The organism is Paracoccus sp. SM22M-07 (assembly GCF_001887735.1).
Lineage (GTDB): Bacteria > Pseudomonadota > Alphaproteobacteria > Rhodobacterales > Rhodobacteraceae > Paracoccus.
The window spans coordinates 34,121-49,114 of sequence record NZ_JPKW01000012.1; the positions used below are offsets into that span (position 1 = coordinate 34,121).

The 14,994-nt window shown below is 66.2% G+C and carries 15 protein-coding genes; 8 read left to right on the plus strand and 7 right to left on the minus strand.

Annotation, left to right across the window (positions count from 1 at the left end):
* Positions 1-7: 7 nt before the first annotated feature.
* Entirely contained in the window at positions 8-898 is an 891-nt protein-coding gene (locus IE00_RS15610; protein WP_072298193.1) for an arginase, read from the minus strand.
* A gap of 111 nt (positions 899-1,009) precedes the next feature.
* Here IE00_RS15610 and IE00_RS15615 point away from each other — a divergent pair, with 111 nt between their 5' ends.
* From IE00_RS15615 to IE00_RS20215, 4 genes are all read left to right on the plus strand, one after another.
* Positions 1,010-1,447: an Lrp/AsnC family transcriptional regulator gene (locus IE00_RS15615; protein WP_072298127.1), complete on the plus strand. Its 438-nt coding sequence runs from the start codon at positions 1,010-1,012 to the stop codon at positions 1,445-1,447.
* Positions 1,448-1,571: 124 nt separating this feature from the next.
* Positions 1,572-2,069, plus strand: coding sequence for an MgtC/SapB family protein (locus tag IE00_RS15620; protein WP_072298128.1), 498 nt, complete (start codon positions 1,572-1,574; stop codon positions 2,067-2,069).
* 213 nt (positions 2,070-2,282) lie between these two features.
* The gene (locus IE00_RS15625) at positions 2,283-2,543 is read left to right on the plus strand and encodes a DUF6522 family protein (protein WP_072298129.1); all 261 of its coding nucleotides are present in this window, start codon (positions 2,283-2,285) and stop codon (positions 2,541-2,543) included.
* A 55-nt stretch (positions 2,544-2,598) separates the two neighbouring features.
* Complete coding sequence (locus tag IE00_RS20215; protein ID WP_170864176.1) at positions 2,599-2,760, plus strand: hypothetical protein; 162 nt, start codon at positions 2,599-2,601, stop codon at positions 2,758-2,760.
* A 135-nt stretch (positions 2,761-2,895) separates the two neighbouring features.
* Here the strand turns inward: IE00_RS20215 and IE00_RS15630 are convergent, their stop codons facing one another.
* The 6 genes from IE00_RS15630 to IE00_RS15655 all read right to left on the minus strand — a co-directional run bounded on the left by IE00_RS15630 (position 2,896) and on the right by IE00_RS15655 (position 12,220).
* The gene (locus IE00_RS15630) at positions 2,896-4,593 is read right to left on the minus strand and encodes an ABC transporter ATP-binding protein (protein WP_072298130.1); all 1,698 of its coding nucleotides are present in this window, start codon (positions 4,591-4,593) and stop codon (positions 2,896-2,898) included.
* 14 nt (positions 4,594-4,607) lie between these two features.
* Complete coding sequence (locus IE00_RS15635; protein ID WP_072298131.1) at positions 4,608-5,381, minus strand: ABC transporter ATP-binding protein; 774 nt, start codon at positions 5,379-5,381, stop codon at positions 4,608-4,610.
* Complete coding sequence (gene fhuB, locus IE00_RS15640; RefSeq protein ID WP_072298132.1) at positions 5,378-7,342, minus strand: Fe(3+)-hydroxamate ABC transporter permease FhuB; 1,965 nt, start codon at positions 7,340-7,342, stop codon at positions 5,378-5,380. The genes IE00_RS15635 and fhuB overlap by 4 nt, the downstream gene beginning before the upstream one ends.
* Positions 7,339-8,235 (minus strand): ABC transporter substrate-binding protein, encoded by an 897-nt coding sequence (locus IE00_RS15645; protein WP_072298133.1) that lies wholly within the window; start codon positions 8,233-8,235, stop codon positions 7,339-7,341. The genes fhuB and IE00_RS15645 overlap by 4 nt, the downstream gene beginning before the upstream one ends.
* Positions 8,229-10,352 carry a TonB-dependent siderophore receptor gene (locus IE00_RS15650; RefSeq protein WP_072298134.1) on the minus strand — a complete coding sequence of 708 codons (2,124 nt, stop codon included), beginning with the start codon at positions 10,350-10,352 and terminating at the stop codon, positions 8,229-8,231. The genes IE00_RS15645 and IE00_RS15650 overlap by 7 nt, the downstream gene beginning before the upstream one ends.
* Positions 10,353-10,555: 203 nt before the next feature.
* Positions 10,556-12,220, minus strand: coding sequence for a thiamine pyrophosphate-binding protein (locus IE00_RS15655; protein ID WP_072298194.1), 1,665 nt, complete (start codon positions 12,218-12,220; stop codon positions 10,556-10,558).
* A gap of 117 nt (positions 12,221-12,337) precedes the next feature.
* On the opposite strand from IE00_RS15655, the gene IE00_RS19850 reads away from it, so the two are divergent.
* The 4 genes from IE00_RS19850 (at position 12,338) to IE00_RS15670 (ending at position 14,976) form a co-directional block, all read left to right on the plus strand.
* Positions 12,338-12,583 (plus strand): hypothetical protein, encoded by a 246-nt coding sequence (locus IE00_RS19850; protein ID WP_139291481.1) that lies wholly within the window; start codon positions 12,338-12,340, stop codon positions 12,581-12,583.
* 287 nt (positions 12,584-12,870) lie between these two features.
* Positions 12,871-14,097 carry a Hint domain-containing protein gene (locus IE00_RS19540; protein WP_083554462.1) on the plus strand — a complete coding sequence of 409 codons (1,227 nt, stop codon included), beginning with the start codon at positions 12,871-12,873 and terminating at the stop codon, positions 14,095-14,097.
* A 438-nt stretch (positions 14,098-14,535) separates the two neighbouring features.
* Positions 14,536-14,733 (plus strand): hypothetical protein, encoded by a 198-nt coding sequence (locus tag IE00_RS15665; protein ID WP_072298135.1) that lies wholly within the window; start codon positions 14,536-14,538, stop codon positions 14,731-14,733.
* Positions 14,734-14,811: 78 nt separating this feature from the next.
* The gene (locus tag IE00_RS15670; RefSeq protein WP_139291482.1) at positions 14,812-14,976 is read left to right on the plus strand and encodes a helix-turn-helix domain-containing protein; all 165 of its coding nucleotides are present in this window, start codon (positions 14,812-14,814) and stop codon (positions 14,974-14,976) included.
* Positions 14,977-14,994: the final 18 nt, after the last annotated feature.

Sequence of the window (14,994 nt, forward strand, 5' to 3'; positions counted from 1 at the left end):
ATTTCCTTCAAATGAATGATCGGGTAGGGCGGTCGAAGACCTTGCGGCCCATCAGGCTGCCGGTCAGGTCGACCATCAGTTTCGCGGACCGGCCGCGATCGTCCAGAAACGGGTTCAGCTCGACCAGGTCCAGCGAGGTCATCAGCCCGGTCTCGTGGATCAGCTCGCAGGTCAGATGCGCCTCTCGGAAGGTCGCGCTGCCGGGAACCGTGGTGCCGACGGCTGGCGCGATGGCGGGGTCCAGGAAATCGACGTCCAGGCTGACATGCATCATGCCGTCTGCGCCACGCACGCGGTGCAGGAATACGGTCAGCGGCGGGGTGATGCCACGTTCATCCAGCGCGCGGCGTTCGGCGGGATCGACGCTGCGGATACCGAACAGGCAGATGTGGTCCGCCGGGATCGGTGCGGGAAAAGGCGGAAAGCCGTCGAACCCCGCGCATCCCGCCGCATAGGCGACCGGCGTGCCGTGCAGGTTCCCCGAGGTCGTGGAAAGGTGCGTGTGGAAATCGCTATGGGCATCCAGCCACAGCAGGAACAGCGGCTGCCCCGCGCGGGCCGCATGGTCCGCCGCCCCGGCCACCGACCCAAGCGCCAACGCATGATCACCCCTTAGCACGACGGGCATCCCACCCTGGTCCAACGTCCGGCCGACGGCGTCGCGGATCAGCGCGGTCCAGACCAGCGTCGTGGCCAGCTGATCAACCGCCGGATTGGCGCAATCCGTCTCCGGCAGCATGGCGGGCAACGCCAGATCGCCACGGTCGGTGACGCTCAGCCCCAGGAATTGCAGCAGCCCGCCGATCCCCGCCACGCGATAGGCGGCAGGCCCCATCAGGCAGCCGGGCTGGCGCTGGCCGCTGTCCACGGGGGCGCCGATCAAGACGGGTCGGGTCATCATGCTTCTCTTGTTTGGGACAAGGTGCTTTGCGGATCGGGAAGGTTTCAACTGGACATTCTGCAATTTCGGCAGACAAACTGACCAGAATGGCAAGTGCGGGTTTCCGAAATGGACGATCTGGATCAAAGGCTGATCGCGGAACTGCGGCGCGACGGGCGCGCCTCGGTGCAGCATCTGTCCGACAGGCTGGGCATCAGCCGGGCCACGGTGCGCGCACGCATGGCCCGGCTGCAGCAGCAGGGCGAGATCCTGGGCTATACCGCCATCACTCGCGGCGACGTGTCGGATGCGCCCGTCCGCGGGCTGGTGCTGATCGGGATCGAAGGGCGTGGCGGCGACCGCATCATGGCGCGCCTGTCGGGCATGGCACAGGTGACCGCCGTCCATTCCACGAACGGCAAATGGGATCTTGTGGTCGAAATTTCAGCCCAATCCCTGGCCGAGCTGGACGAGGTTCTGCGCCGCATCAGGAACCTTGACGGAGTCACCACATCGGAAACGAACCTGCTGTTGTCATCACGGCGTGCATCGTCGCGATGGACATGATGAACTGGCTGGACACGGCCAAGGCGCAGTGCCCGGCCATCGCCCTTCGCCGCGTCGACTTGGCAAGAATTGCGGGGATGGATAGGGTTGCGTCGCGACCCATCGGTCCAGGAAAGGGCGCCTTGTGGCAGAAGACATCTGGCTGACGATCATCAGCGAATTTTCGGACGTTCCGGACCTGTCGACCTTGACCCGCATCACGGTGCGCGTCGTGCTGGCGGCTGTGCTGGGCGGCATCCTGGGGCTGGATCGCGAAAGGAAGGGCCGCAGCGCAGGGGTGCGCACCCATATGCTGGTGGCGGTGGGCGCGGCCCTGTTCGTCCTGGGACCGCTGCAAAGCGGCATGGAGATCGGCGACCTGTCGCGGGTTCTGCAGGGGATCGTCCAGGGCGTCGGCTTTCTGGGGGCCGGCGCGATCATGGTCCGCTCGGCCCAGCATCAGATCGAAGGCCTGACGACGGCCGCGAATATCTGGGCAACCGCGGGCATCGGCGTCATGGCCGGCCTTGGCCTGGAGGCCACCGCCGTCCTGTCGGCCTTTGTCGTGCTGATCATCCTGGCGGCGGTCCCTGTCATCCTGCCGAAAGCGGCGGTCCCGGACGCCCGGAATGATGACAGGTGATGGCCGGACCAATCCCTTGCGACAGGCCCCGCCCGCTGGCGTGGCGTTCGGGGCGGCTGCCCCGTCATGGTAGGTCCTTGGGGGCGCCCCGATGCCCATTCCCTATGTTCTGCCGGCGCAGGACGGTGTTGATGAACCCGGCCATGAAGCAATGGGCAGACGAATGATTGTGCGTTCAATGCCGAATGTAGGTTCCGAAGATGTGAGCAGTTCATGAAGATTGAGTTCGACGGCAACCAGCCTATTGTCGATGCCGCGCAGATCGCGCCCTTGCTGGACCTGGATGTGGTCGGTTTTCAGATCCTGATGCAGTCAGGCAAAATCGCCACCGGTGTCGAGCGGGGCAGCGGCGCGGATGCCGGCAAGCTGCGCCTGACCTTCCAGTCGCCGGACTGGCGCGTCAGGCTGACATGCGGGCTGGACGGGACGGTCCTGACCACAACGCGGTTGCGTGTCCCGGGGACCGCCCGGTGATCGTCGCCCTGCGTCGCGGTGGTGCCCGACACAAGGGTCCGGTCGCCGACCCCGGTTGACCGGCAATATCCGGCGTTCGGTTGCCATCGTGACCGGTGAAGACCCGGCTGCGATCGGGCCGGTTGCCGTTGATCACTACGGCGACATCACCGGACCATTCCGCCTGTGGAAGATCACCGGGGGGGCAGGTGGAAACGAACGGCACCAGGTCGCCTGATGAGGTCGCCACGGTGAAGCAGCCCATCTCGGACGGACCATCACCCGACCTCGCCTGCCACGGCGTCGGATTCACCACAATCCCAGCACCGCCATGCCTGCGACATTACGCACAAGCCCGCGCGCAGCAGGACGGTCAGGCGGCCAGTTGGCTGTAGAGGCCGCGCCTTTTCATCAGCTCGGTGTGACTGCCGGTTTCCGCGATCTGGCCGCGATCCATGACCACGATGCGATCGGCATTGCGGATGGTGCCCATCCGGTGGGCGATGACCAAGGTCGTGCGCCCCACCGACAGCGCGTCCAGCGCCGACTGGATTTCCCGTTCGGTCTGGCTGTCCAAGGCGCTTGTCGCCTCGTCCAGGATCAGGATCGGCGGGTTCTTCAGGAAGGCCCGCGCAATGGCCACGCGCTGTTTCTGGCCGCCCGACAGCATCACGCCGCGTTCACCCACGACCGTGTCCAACCCCTGGGGCAGGCCCGCGATCAGGTCGGTCAGCTGGGCGCGGGCGGCGGCCTCGGTGATTTCGGCTTCGGTGGCGTCAAGACGACCATAGGCGATGTTTTCCCGCAGGGTGCCGCCGAACAGGAACACATCCTGGCTGACCAGCCCGATCTGGCGGCGCAAACTGTTCAGGCGCATTGCGCAAAGCGGCAGGCCGTCGACGGTGATGCGCCCCTCGGTCGCCTCGTAGAACCGCGGCAACAGCGCCAGCAGGGTCGTCTTGCCCGCCCCCGACGGGCCGACGAAGGCCACCGTTTCGCCCGCCCGCACCGTCAGGTCGATGCCGTTCAGGATCGCGCGGCCTTTCTCATAGGCAAAACCGACGCCCTCGAAGCGGATCTCGCCCTTCAGGGGCGGGGCATCGGTCGCATCGGGGGCATCCGCGATCTCGGGATCGGTGGCCAGCAGTTCCTGGAAACGGCGATAGCCCGCGATGCCGCGCGGATAGGTCTCGATCACGGCGGCGATCTTTTCCAGCGGGCGATAGAAGACGCCGACCAGCAGCAGGAAGCCGACGAAGGCACCCGTCGTCAGCGACCCCGCCAGAACATAGCTGGCGCCGACGACCATCACGATGACCTGCACCAGCCGCAGGCCCATGTATTGCAGGGCCGAAGACGCGGCCATCACGCGATAGGCATCCAGCTTGGCCTGACGATACCGGGCATTGTCGGCGGCGAAAAGATGGCTTTCATGGGCCTCGTTGCCAAAGGCCTGGACCACGCGGACGCCGCCCAGGGCTTCCTCCAGCCGGACGTTGAAATCGCCCACGCGCGAATAGATGGCCCGCCAGGTCCGCGTCATGCGCCCGCCATAGACCACGACCAGTCCCAGCATCGCGGGCACGATGGTCGCCACGATCAGCGCCATCTGCGGGTGGATCCAGAACATCAGCAGGAAGGCCCCCACGAAGGTCATCAACGCGATGAAGGCATCCTCGGGGCCGTGGTGGGCGACCTCTCCGATCTCCTCCAGATCGCGGGTGACGCGGGCGACCAGCTTGCCGGTGCGCGCACGGTCGTACCAGCGCCAGGACAGCCGCGTCAGGTGGTCGAAGGCCTGGGCGCGCATCGCGGTCTCGATGTTGATGCCCAGCTTGTGACCCCAATAGATCACCACCGTCAGCAAGCCCGCGTTCACGGCATAAAGCGCCAGCAGACCGGCCGCCGCCGCGACGGTCAGCGTCCAGTCGCCCTGCGGCAGCAGCGTGTCGATGAAATAGGTGATGGCCAGCGGAAAGGCCAGTTCCAGCAGGCCCGTCAGCACCGCACAGCCGAAATCCAGCCAGAACAGGCCCATGAAGGGGCGGTAATAGGAAAAGAAGCTGCGCATTGGGGGTCTGTCCTTCAAGCTGGTATCGCGACGGGCAGTCCGTCGTCGCGGGTCAGGACCTGCATCGGCAGGCCATAGATCTGCATCAGCGCAGGCGCGCGCATCAGGTCGGCGGGGCTGCCCTGAAGGGCCAGCCGCCCGCCCCTGAGCGCGACGACATGGTCGCAGAACCGGGCGGCCATGTTCACCTCGTGCAGGACGATCACGGCGCTGCGGCCCTGGTCGTGGCACATGCGGCGAACCAGCGACAGGACCTCGACCTGATGGGCGATGTCCAGCGCGCTGATCGGTTCGTCCAGCAGCAGCGTGCCCGCCGCCTGTGCGACCAGCATGGCCAGCCAGCCGCGCTGGCGTTCGCCGCCCGACAGCGTGTCGACCAGCCGGTCGGCCAGCCCGGCAACCCCGCATTCGCGCAGCGCCGCAGCGATGGCGTCGTGATCGGCCGGGCCCGGACGGCCAAGCGCGCCATGCCAGGGATAGCGCCCCAATGCCACCAGTTCGGCCAGGGTCATGCCCTCGGCCGGTGGGGTGGTCTGGGGCAGGACCGCCAGGCGGCGCGCCAGATCGCGCCCGCGCAGATCCGACAGCGGGCGTCCTTCGAACAGGACTGTCCCCTCGATCCGCGCAGGCATCTGGCGTGCCAGCACCTTTAGAAGGGTCGATTTGCCTGAACCGTTATGCCCGATCAGACCGATCACGCGGCCCGCCGGCAGGTCCAGCGTCAGATGGTCCAGCAGGGTCCGGCCCGGCACGCGGACGGTCAGGTCGTGGATCTGGAACAGGGTCATGGGGATCTCCGGGTCATCAGCCAGATCAGCCAGGGCGCACCGATCAGCGTCGCGAAAAGGCCAAGCGGCAATTCATAGGGAAAGCCCGCCATGCGTGCGCCGAAATCGGCAGCCAGCATCAGTCCCGCGCCGATCAGCGCCGCGCCGGTCAACTGGTCCGCAGGGCGTGCCAGGCCCATGCGGCGGGCCAGATGCGGCGCCATCAGCCCGACAAAGGACAGCGGCCCGGTGACCAGCGTCGCGGCCCCCGTGGCCAGCCCCGCCAGCAAGATCAGCACGATGCGCGCGCGGCGCGGGTCCAACCCCAGCCCGCCCGCGATGGCGGGTCCCAAAGGCAGCAGGGCCAGCCAGCGCGAGAGCGCCAGTCCCGCGATCCAGACGACCAGCGCCAGCCCCGCCAGGATCAGTGCGACGGGCAGGGTGACCGCGCCGGTCGACCCGCTGAGCCAGGCCAGGATCGCCCAGGCCCGCGCATCGCCGACCGCCATCATCGCCGACAGCACTGCCGACGCCAGAGCTGAAACGGCGATCCCCGCCAGCAGAACCCGTTCGGGCGGCATGTCGCGGCGGGCGGTAAAGGCCATGACCACCGCCAGCGCCAGCGCACCCCCGGCGGCAGTTCCCGCGCCCAGCATCAGTGCCCCCGGCGCGGCCAGCGCAAAGACCGTCCCCGCATAGCCAAGCGCCGCGCCCCCCGAAACACCCAGCACCTCGGGGGAGGCCAGCGGGTTGGCCGTCAGGCGCTGCAGCATCGTGCCCGCCAGCGCCAGCGCCGCCCCGGCGCCGGCCGCCGCCACCAGGCGTGGCAGGCGCAGGGGCAGAAAGGCCGCCAGGCTGTCGCGATCCAGGATCGCCCATCCCCCCGGCACCCGGCCGATCCACAGCAGCAGCCCCGCCGCGACCACCAGCGCCACCGCCAGTCCCGCCAGCCAGGGACCGGGACGCGCCAGGCGGGGTGCGGGCCCTTCGCCTGCCTCGGTTCCGGGTGGCGTCGATCCACGCAGGCGCGGCAGCAGCCAGATCAGCAGCGGGCCGCCCACCAGCCCGGTCAGCGCCCCGGTCGGGAAGGTCTGGCCCCCTGTGCCGGCCCAGGCCAGAACCAGCCCGTCACAAAGCGACAGGATCAGCGCGCCCAGAACCGGCGACAGGATCAGAAGCGCCCCGATCCCGCCTGCGCCCATGGCCCGTGCCAGGGCAGGGGCCGCCAGGCCCACAAAGGCGATCAGCCCCAGTTCCGCCGAAACGCCCGCCGCGATCACCACCGCCAGACCGACCGCCGCCAGTCGGACCAGCGTGACATTCAGCCCCAGCCCCGCCGCGCCGTCGGCCCCGATGGACAAGACCCGCAAGGGGCGCGCCAGCAGGGCCGCCCCCATCGCGCCAAGGCCCAACAGCAGGGCAAGATGGCGAACGCCGGTCCAGTCCTGCTGGACCAGCGCGCCGCCGTTCCAGATGACCAGCGACAGCAGGTACTGTCCCTGTGCCAGGGACACCGCCGTCGCGATGGCCGATGCCGTCAGCCCGATCAGCATCCCCGCGATCACCATCGTGACGGGGGCAAAGCCGCGCCGCGCCCCGATGCCCAGCACCAGCGCCGCCGCCGCCAGCCCCCCCGCCATCGCGATGGGCCACTGCCCTTCGACCAGAAGGCCCGGGGCAAAGACCGTCGCCAGAACCAGCGCCAGCTGGGCCCCTGCACTGATGCCAAGCGTCGTCGGATCGGCCACAGGATTGCGCAGCACCACCTGCAGGATCGCCCCCGACAGGCCCAGGGCCGCACCTGCCAGCAGGGCCACGACGCCCCGTGGCATCAGGCCCCAGCCCATGCGGATCTGATCAAGGCTCTGACCCTGCGGGACGGGGGGCCAGGCAGGCCAGGGCAGGTCGCGCGCGGCCCAAAGCCACAGCGCCGCCGCGGCCAGACCCCAGAGGCCCAGCATCATGCGCAGGCCCTGGGTCATGCCGCCCCCGCCAAGGTTTCGGCCAGGGCATCCGCCAACCGCAGCGCCGAGGGCATGCCGCCGAAAGCATTGATACGGGGCAGGCGGTGCACGCGGCCCGCCGCGACCTGGGGAAGCGCGCGCCACAGGACGCTGCGCGCCAGCCCGCGTTGCGCTTCGGGCGGGACGGGTCCGATGATGACCAATGTCGCCTGCGGCATGTCGGCCAACCGCTCAAGCGGGACCGGGGCCAGAAAGCTGAAGGCCGTGGCCGAGGCCCAGGCATTCGTCAGCCCGATCCGCGCCAGCGTGCTGCCAAAGAGGCTGTCAAAGCCGAAGGCGCGCAGATGGCGGGCGTCGCCGATCTCGACCAGGGCCACAGGGCGATCCGCATGGAAGGCCAGGCGGTCCCGGGCGCGGTCCAGCGCCGCGTCGGCGTGGGCTGCGGCGCGGTCACCGGCGGCAGGGTCCTGCAACGCCGCGGCCATGGCGTGCAGCGCAGCGGCGGCCTTGGGCAAGGGCGCCTCGTTCGGCAGGAAGAAGGGCAGCGACAGGACCGGCGCGACCTCGGCCAGGCGTGGTTCGAACCGTGTGTAATAGGGAGAGCTGAGGATCAGCGAAGGCCGCACCAGCTGCAGCAGTTCGAAATTCGGCGCCCCGCGCAGGCCCAGATCGGTGACCGCGTCGGGGATCACGGGCTGGCCGATATCGGCGCGATATCGGATCAGCTCGGTGGCGGCGACGGGCATGCGACCCAGGGCGATGGCGGTTTCCATCATGGCCCAGTCAATGGCCGCCAGGCGGGGCTGGGCGGCGTGGGCGCGCAAGGGCAGGCCCGCCGCCAGCAGGACGCCGGCGGCGGTCAGGAAGGCGCGGCGGTCGGGCCGGGGCGATATGGCCCCGGATCCTACCACGTGTAGGCGACCTTGGCGCTGACGCTGCGCCCCTCGCCGTAATAGCAGCCGAAGGCGCCGCAATTGGCCAGATAGACCTCGTCGGTCAGGTTGTTCAGGTTGACGCTGGCCTCGACATTGCCGCGGGTATAGGTCGCGGCCAGATCGACCAGCGTCACGCTGTCCAGGTCGAACAGGTTCTCGGCATCGCCCTTGCGTTCGCCGATATGGCGGATGCCGCCGCCGGCGCGCAGGCCGTTGCCGAATTCCCGGTCCAGCCAGATGCTGGTCAGATGGCGCGGGGCGTTTGGCATTTCCAGCCCGTCATCGGTGCCGCCCTTCTGTTCGGTTTCGTTGAAGGCATAGCTGGCGCGCAGGTCCCAGTTCAGGCCGATCGCCGCGGTTGCCTCCAGCTCCAGCCCCTTGGAGCGCACTTCGCCGATCTGCCGCCGCTGGCCCTGACCCAGGTTGCGGACCAGATTTTCCTGCGTCAGGTCATAGACGGCGGCGCTGAACAGCCCGTCAAAGCTGGTGGGCTGATACTTGACCCCGACTTCCCATTGCTTGCCCTCGGTGGGCTTCAGCGTCCGGCCCGTGGTGTCGTCGATGCCGATGCTGGGATCGAACGAGGTCGAATAACTGACATAGGGCATCGCGCCATTGGCCATCAGATAGCCCAAGCCGGCACGCCCGGTCGTGGCGCTGTCGGACTGGTCGATGGTGCTGGCGGTTTGCGAAAAGGTGGGGTTTGCGCTTTGCCAAGGGTCGCTGGTGACCAGCTTGGACCCTTCCTGCTTGGTCCAGTCATGGCGCAAGGCCAGACTGCCGCGCCAATTGCCCATCGAGATCTCGTCCTGGGCATAGACGCCGATCTGGGTCTGTTTGATGCTGCTGACGCTCTCGTAATAGGTTCTGGCGAAGGGCTGGCCCCCAAAGACCGGGTTCGCTGCGTCGATGGACGGGGCATAGAAGAATGTCGACGTCGTGTCGGCGTCATACTGGCGGATGTCCATGCCCACCAGCAGATCGTGGGTGGCGGTCCCGGTGTCCAGCCTGTTCGACAGGCGGGTATCCAGGTTCAGCCCCGTGGTGGATTCATCCTGGAAATTCGCCGACCGCAATACCGACAGACCGTCTTGGGACAGCCCACGAACGCTGTGGCCGGTATAGGTCCAGTCGAAGCGCTCGACCCGGAAGCCCTGGGACAGGGTCCAGCCATTGTCCAGCTGGTGGCTGATCTCGACGCCCAGATTGGCCATGTCACGGTCGCTGTCGTCAAAGCCGGGCTCCCCGAAATAGGCGTCGCGCAGGGCCTTGCCATCGCCCGTCTGTGTCAGCGCGAAGGGCACGCCGGGGGGCGAGATGGGCGCGTCCTTGGTATAGGACGCGATCACGTCCACCGTCGTGGCGTCGTCGGGCGTATAGCGCAGCGCCGCACCCAGATAGCCGCGCTGGTTGGTCAATTCGCTGATCTGGGTCTGGCTGTCGCGCAGGATGCCGGTCAGGCGCCAGGACAGGTTGGGACTGGCCACGCGGTTCACGTCGACGAAGGTCTGGGCGCTGTCATTGCTGTCATAGCCAAGGCCGATTTCCGAGAATTCGCTGTCCTGGGCGCGTTTTTGCACCTGGTTGATGATGCCGGCCGGCGATCCCGCCCCATAGAGCGACGAGTTGGGGCCTTTCAGCACCTCGACCTGCTGCAGGCCATAGACCTCGAAGGCGGGGGCGCCGAAATCGCGCAACTGGCGCAGGCCGTTCACATATTGCGATCCGCGCGCCTCGAAGCCGCGCACCGTGGGGCTGTCGAACCGGGGATCGCTGCCGAAAGGCTGGCCGACCACACCGGCGGTATAGTTCAGCGCCTGGCCCAGGGTCTCGGCGCCCTGATCCTCGATCTGCTGGCTGGTGACGACCGAGATCGACTGCTGGGTTTCGGCCACGGAGGTGTTCGACTTGGTCGCCACCTGCGCATAGCTGCCGACATAGCCGTCGGCCTGAACGCCGGCATCCGATGTCGCGGTCAGCACGATCGGTTCCAGAAGGACGGGATCCTGGGCGTCCTGGGCCAGGGCAGGGGCGGTGGACAGGGCCAGAAGGCTGGCACCGGCAAGACGAAGCGGGCGGAAGGAATGGGTCATGGCAACCTGCGCGTTAACGGATTGCCGTATAACTGACTAGTTCTGTCAGGTTAGTCAATCTCTCCTGACCTTGTGAAGCCGTGTAATCTTGACATTTTTACTTGGCAACCGGTTCGGGGCCGATGCCGCCCCTTCTTCGGGCGCCGAGCCTGCCTGATCCCCGTTCGACCTGAACGGGGATCGGCGCGACGGCAGGGCATCCCTCAGGGGCGATCCTGCAGCGCTTTGTTTTCGGCTCGGATCTGCGACAGGGTGGCACCGGCCGACAGGGCCTCGGGGTCAAGGCGCAGTTCGATGACCGCCAACTTGCCCGAGTCGCGGGCCCGATCGAAGGCGGCTGGAAAGTCGGCGGTGTCTTCGACCGTCTCGCCCCATCCACCATAGGCGCGCGCCAGCGCGGCAAAGTCGGGATTGGCCAGCGCCGTGCCCGACACCCGACCCGGATAGCGGCGTTCCTGATGCATGCGGATCGTGCCGTACTGGCCGTTATTGGCGACGATCACGATGGGGGCGGCGCCATGCTGCAGGGCTGTCGACATCTCGTTCAGGGTCATCTGGAAGCAGCCGTCACCCGCAAGGCAGACGACCGTGCGACCTGGATGCGCGATGGCCGCCGAAACCGCGGCCGGAAAGCCGTATCCCATGCTGCCCGAAGTGGGCGCCAGCTGCGTGAAAGGTCCCTTGTAGACGAAATACCGGTGCAGGAAGGCCGCATAGTTGCCGGCTCCGTTTGTCACGATGGCGTCGTCGGGCAGGGTGTCGGACAGCCATCGGACCACTTGCTCCATCCGCACGCGGCCGGGGGTGTCGCGCGGTGCGATCCAGGCCTCGCAATCCGCGCGGGCCGCCGCGGTCCAGTCCCCCCATGGGGTGGCGGCAGGGGTGGTTTCGGCCAGCGCCGCCAGCATCTGGCCCGCAGGGGCGACGATGCCGGTGTCGGGACGATAGACACGGCCCAGCTCGGATGCGTCGGGATAGACATGGACGATGCGGGGGCCGGGGGCGGCGGGGTCCAGCAGCTCGTACCCGCGGGTCATGCTGTCGCCCAGCCTGCCGCCGATCATCACCAGACAATCCGTCTGACCAAGTCGCTCGCCCAGCCTAGGGTTCATGCCGATCCCCAGATCGCCGACATAATGGGGATGGCGATTGTCCAGATGGCATTGCCGCCGGAAGGGCACGGCCACCGGCAGGTTCCAGTTTTCGGCAAAGCGTGCCAGGTCGTCGCTGGCCTGCCGGTCCCACAGGGTGCCCCCCACCATCAGCAGCGGTCGTTTCGCGCCCGACAAGGCATCGGTCACCGCAGCGACCTGCGCCGGGCTTACGGATGCGGCGGGCGTGGACATCGCCGGGATGTCGGGCACCTCGGCGCGGGCGGACAGCATGTCTTCGGGCAGGGCCAGAACCACCGGGCCGGGGCGACCCGACATGGCGACATGGAACGCGCGCGACACATATTCCGGCAGGCGTTCGATCCGGTCGATCTCGGCCACCCATTTGGCCAGAGGGCCGAACATGGCGCGGTAATCGACCTCTTGGAACGCTTCGCGGTCGCGATGGCCCCGGTCGATCTGGCCCACGAACAGGATCATGGGCGTCGAATCCTGACGCGCCACATGCACGCCCGCGGAGGCATTCGTCGCACCCGGTCCCCGCGTCACGAAACAGATGCCGGGACGTCCCGTCAGCTTGCCATGGGCTTCGGCCATCATGGCGGCCCCACCCTCGTGGCGACAGACGATATTGTCGATCGCGGCGCCGTGCATGGCGTCCAACGCCGCCAAGAAGCTTTCGCCGGGGACGGAAAAGACGCGCTGGACGCCCTGCAATGTCAGCTGGTCGATCAGGATCTGTCCGCCATGTCGCATCATGCCTGTTCCTTTCGGGATGGGTTTGGTTGTCCCGGCGCAGACTGCGCCTTGGGGTCGCCGGTGACGATCATACAGACGACGGCCGCCGTCAAATGCAGGATGAGCCGGTCGTCCGTGGCACGTCCGATCGCCGATGGACAATGGGGGCACCCCCCCATCGAAATCTTCCGCGGTATTTCGGTCGGGATCTGCGGGTTTGAAGCCCGTGGTCTTGAAAATGCTCGCGGCAATTCCGAGGCCTGCTTCAATATTGCGATCCGTCCCGATAAAATATCGAATCAATTACCGATCAATATTGAATGCACATATAAGCGAATACTGCCGTGGGGGTGTGGTTTTCCTGACCAGTGCCGCGGATGATTACACTGCACATTAAGCGCATTAAATGGCTGGGCTTGCTGTGTTGCAGAATATTTACACAATAAATATCCATGACTAACAGTGCTTTATAAATTGGTCTTTACAAAACAATAATAAATTAACTTGTCTTAAAATTGGCTCCCTTCATACTCCAATGACACGCCAGATTCGTCGATGTTTAACGTCTGAAATCGTGCCCATTCACCATGGGAAATCCACGACGCGAGCCAGCATGCCGGGACGCTTTGCATCACGATGTCACAAGTACAGATGTAAGGGTCACAGACATGCCGTTTTACACCGAACTTCCGGACGGATTCATCACCCTTGATGTGGGTGGCAATGTTGTCATCGACACCGGTGGTGTCTATGCGCTGAACCAGTTCAGCGACAGCAATGAATTCGATGAATACGACGTGCCCGGCGACCAGGGTGCGGGCGTCACCGTCAATACCGGCGAGCCGATCAGCCTGTTGGACACGGATGACACGGATGGCGCCAACGATCCCAGCCAAGCCTCGCTGGAGGGGACCTATCTGGGCGACGCCCAGTTCAGCACGGCTGGCGTCACGCTGCTGGGCATCGAAGTCGAGGTGAACCCGATCAACGGATCGCTGTTTCAGGCCGAGGACGGCACATTCTATATCGTCACCGATGATCCGATCCGGGAAGATGGCGCAGCATCGCCGCGCTTGGGCCTGACCGTGACGGTTCCGGGTGCCTTGCCGGGACTGCCCGACACGGTTCTGGACCTTGATCTGGGGGCGCTGAGCGGCAACGTCCTGACCGCCCCCATCGCAACCCTTGCGCAGACCGCGCTGGACACGGTGGTCGTGGGTGTCGACGCGGACGGGACCGGATCGATCGTCGTCGACGATTTCCTGCCCTGCTTCACCAGGGGCACCTTGATCGACACGACGCGCGGCGCGGTGCGGGTCGAAGATTTGAAGATCGGCGATCTTGTGTTGACCCAGGACCACGGCCCGCGCCCGATCCGGTGGCTGGGGTCGCGCCACCTGTCGGCCCACGGTCTGGATATCCTTCCCAATCTGCGCCCCATCCGCATTGCCGCGGGCGCCTTGGGGCAGGGCAGGCCGGAACGCGATCTGCTGGTTTCGCCGCAGCATCGCATCCTGGTCCGGTCCAAGATCGCGATCAACATGTTCGGAGCCGCCGAGGTCCTGGTGGCGGCCAAGCAGCTGTTGCAGGTCGATGGGGTCGATTACGCAAGGGACGTGCAAGAGGTGGATTATTTCCACATCATGTTCGATGCCCATGAGGTGATCATGTCGAACGGGGCGGAAACCGAGAGTTTCTATACCGGGGACGAGGCGCTCAAATCGCTGAATTCGGCGGCCCGGCGCGAGATCTTCGCGCTGTTCCCCGATCTTCGGGACCGCGATCCCGACATGCGTCCCATCGGCGCCAAACGTCTGCTGTCGGGCCGTGAAGGGCGCAGGCTGGTGCAGCGACATATCGGCAAGGGGCGCGAATTGCTGGAACTGGACAGCTGATAGATCCGGACGCCCCGCAAGACCGGTCGTGATGGGGGTGGACCGGAAGGCAGGGTGATCGACAGCCCCCTTGTCCACGGGTCACCCAGCCCGAAACCAAGATGAAAGATCCGGCCCGGCGTCCCTTGGGATCGCCGGGCATCGTTATGCCGGTGATGCGCACGAGGCGTTGGCGGTTCGGCATTTTTCCGTTCCGCGCCCTGTCATGCATCGCCAGGTTTTGTCGGGTCGCAGCGTCCTGACGACCGGGGCGTTCCTGTTTGCATAAATGAGTCGCGGCCTTGTTTCGCGATGCATCGGGCAGGAAAAGCGGGGCATTCGTGCGATATACCGGCACCCCGAGGCGATCGTCACAAATGTTACGTAAAAAATGGGTATGGCCGTTACACATTATTTGCATCCGGTCCCTGCATCGGTCAACTCATCAAGAGACGACCTATGAAGACCCTCGGCTTTTCCGCCATCGCCCTGTCCGTAATTGCCCTCTCGGCCGGCGGTGCGTTCGCTCAGTCGCGCGATCATATCCACATCGTCGGATCCTCGACCGTGTTCCCCTATACCCAAGCCGTGGCCGAGAAATTCTCGAACCAGACCGGCGCGCCTGCTCCCATCGTCGAAGCGACCGGTATCGGCTGAGCGCCGCTCTTAAATTCGGCCACTGACATAAGCTACGAATTTGCGGTCAGCTGATCTTCGAGGAGAAGGAGATCAGAGATGTCGAAACGCCGGCAGCAGGCGCCTGAGTTCCAGGCCAAGGTCGCGCTGGAAGCCCTGAAGGGGGAGGAGACGGCGGCCGAGCTGGCCGGCCGGTTCGGGGTGCATCCGACGATGATCGATCAATGGAAGCGAGCCTTGCCGGAATGGGCCCCCGCAGTGTGACTGGTGCTCCGCTGACCA

Excerpts from the sequence above, each read along its gene's own strand:
- IE00_RS15625 (WP_072298129.1), top strand. The coding sequence starts at position 2,283 with ATGAAGATTGAGTTCGACGGCAACCAGCCTATTGTCGATGCCGCGCAG.
- IE00_RS15665 (WP_072298135.1), top strand. The coding sequence starts at position 14,536 with ATGAAGACCCTCGGCTTTTCCGCCATCGCCCTGTCCGTAATTGCCCTC.
- IE00_RS15650 (WP_072298134.1), bottom strand. The coding sequence starts at position 10,352 with ATGACCCATTCCTTCCGCCCGCTTCGTCTTGCCGGTGCCAGCCTTCTG.
- IE00_RS19540 (WP_083554462.1), top strand. The coding sequence starts at position 12,871 with ATGCCGTTTTACACCGAACTTCCGGACGGATTCATCACCCTTGATGTG.
- IE00_RS15630 (WP_072298130.1), bottom strand. The coding sequence starts at position 4,593 with ATGCGCAGCTTCTTTTCCTATTACCGCCCCTTCATGGGCCTGTTCTGG.
- IE00_RS15610 (WP_072298193.1), bottom strand. The coding sequence starts at position 898 with ATGACCCGACCCGTCTTGATCGGCGCCCCCGTGGACAGCGGCCAGCGC.
- IE00_RS15670 (WP_139291482.1), top strand. The coding sequence starts at position 14,812 with ATGTCGAAACGCCGGCAGCAGGCGCCTGAGTTCCAGGCCAAGGTCGCG.
- IE00_RS15635 (WP_072298131.1), bottom strand. The coding sequence starts at position 5,381 with ATGACCCTGTTCCAGATCCACGACCTGACCGTCCGCGTGCCGGGCCGG.
- IE00_RS15655 (WP_072298194.1), bottom strand. The coding sequence starts at position 12,220 with ATGCGACATGGCGGACAGATCCTGATCGACCAGCTGACATTGCAGGGC.
- IE00_RS15615 (WP_072298127.1), top strand. The coding sequence starts at position 1,010 with ATGGACGATCTGGATCAAAGGCTGATCGCGGAACTGCGGCGCGACGGG.
- fhuB (WP_072298132.1), bottom strand. The coding sequence starts at position 7,342 with ATGACCCAGGGCCTGCGCATGATGCTGGGCCTCTGGGGTCTGGCCGCG.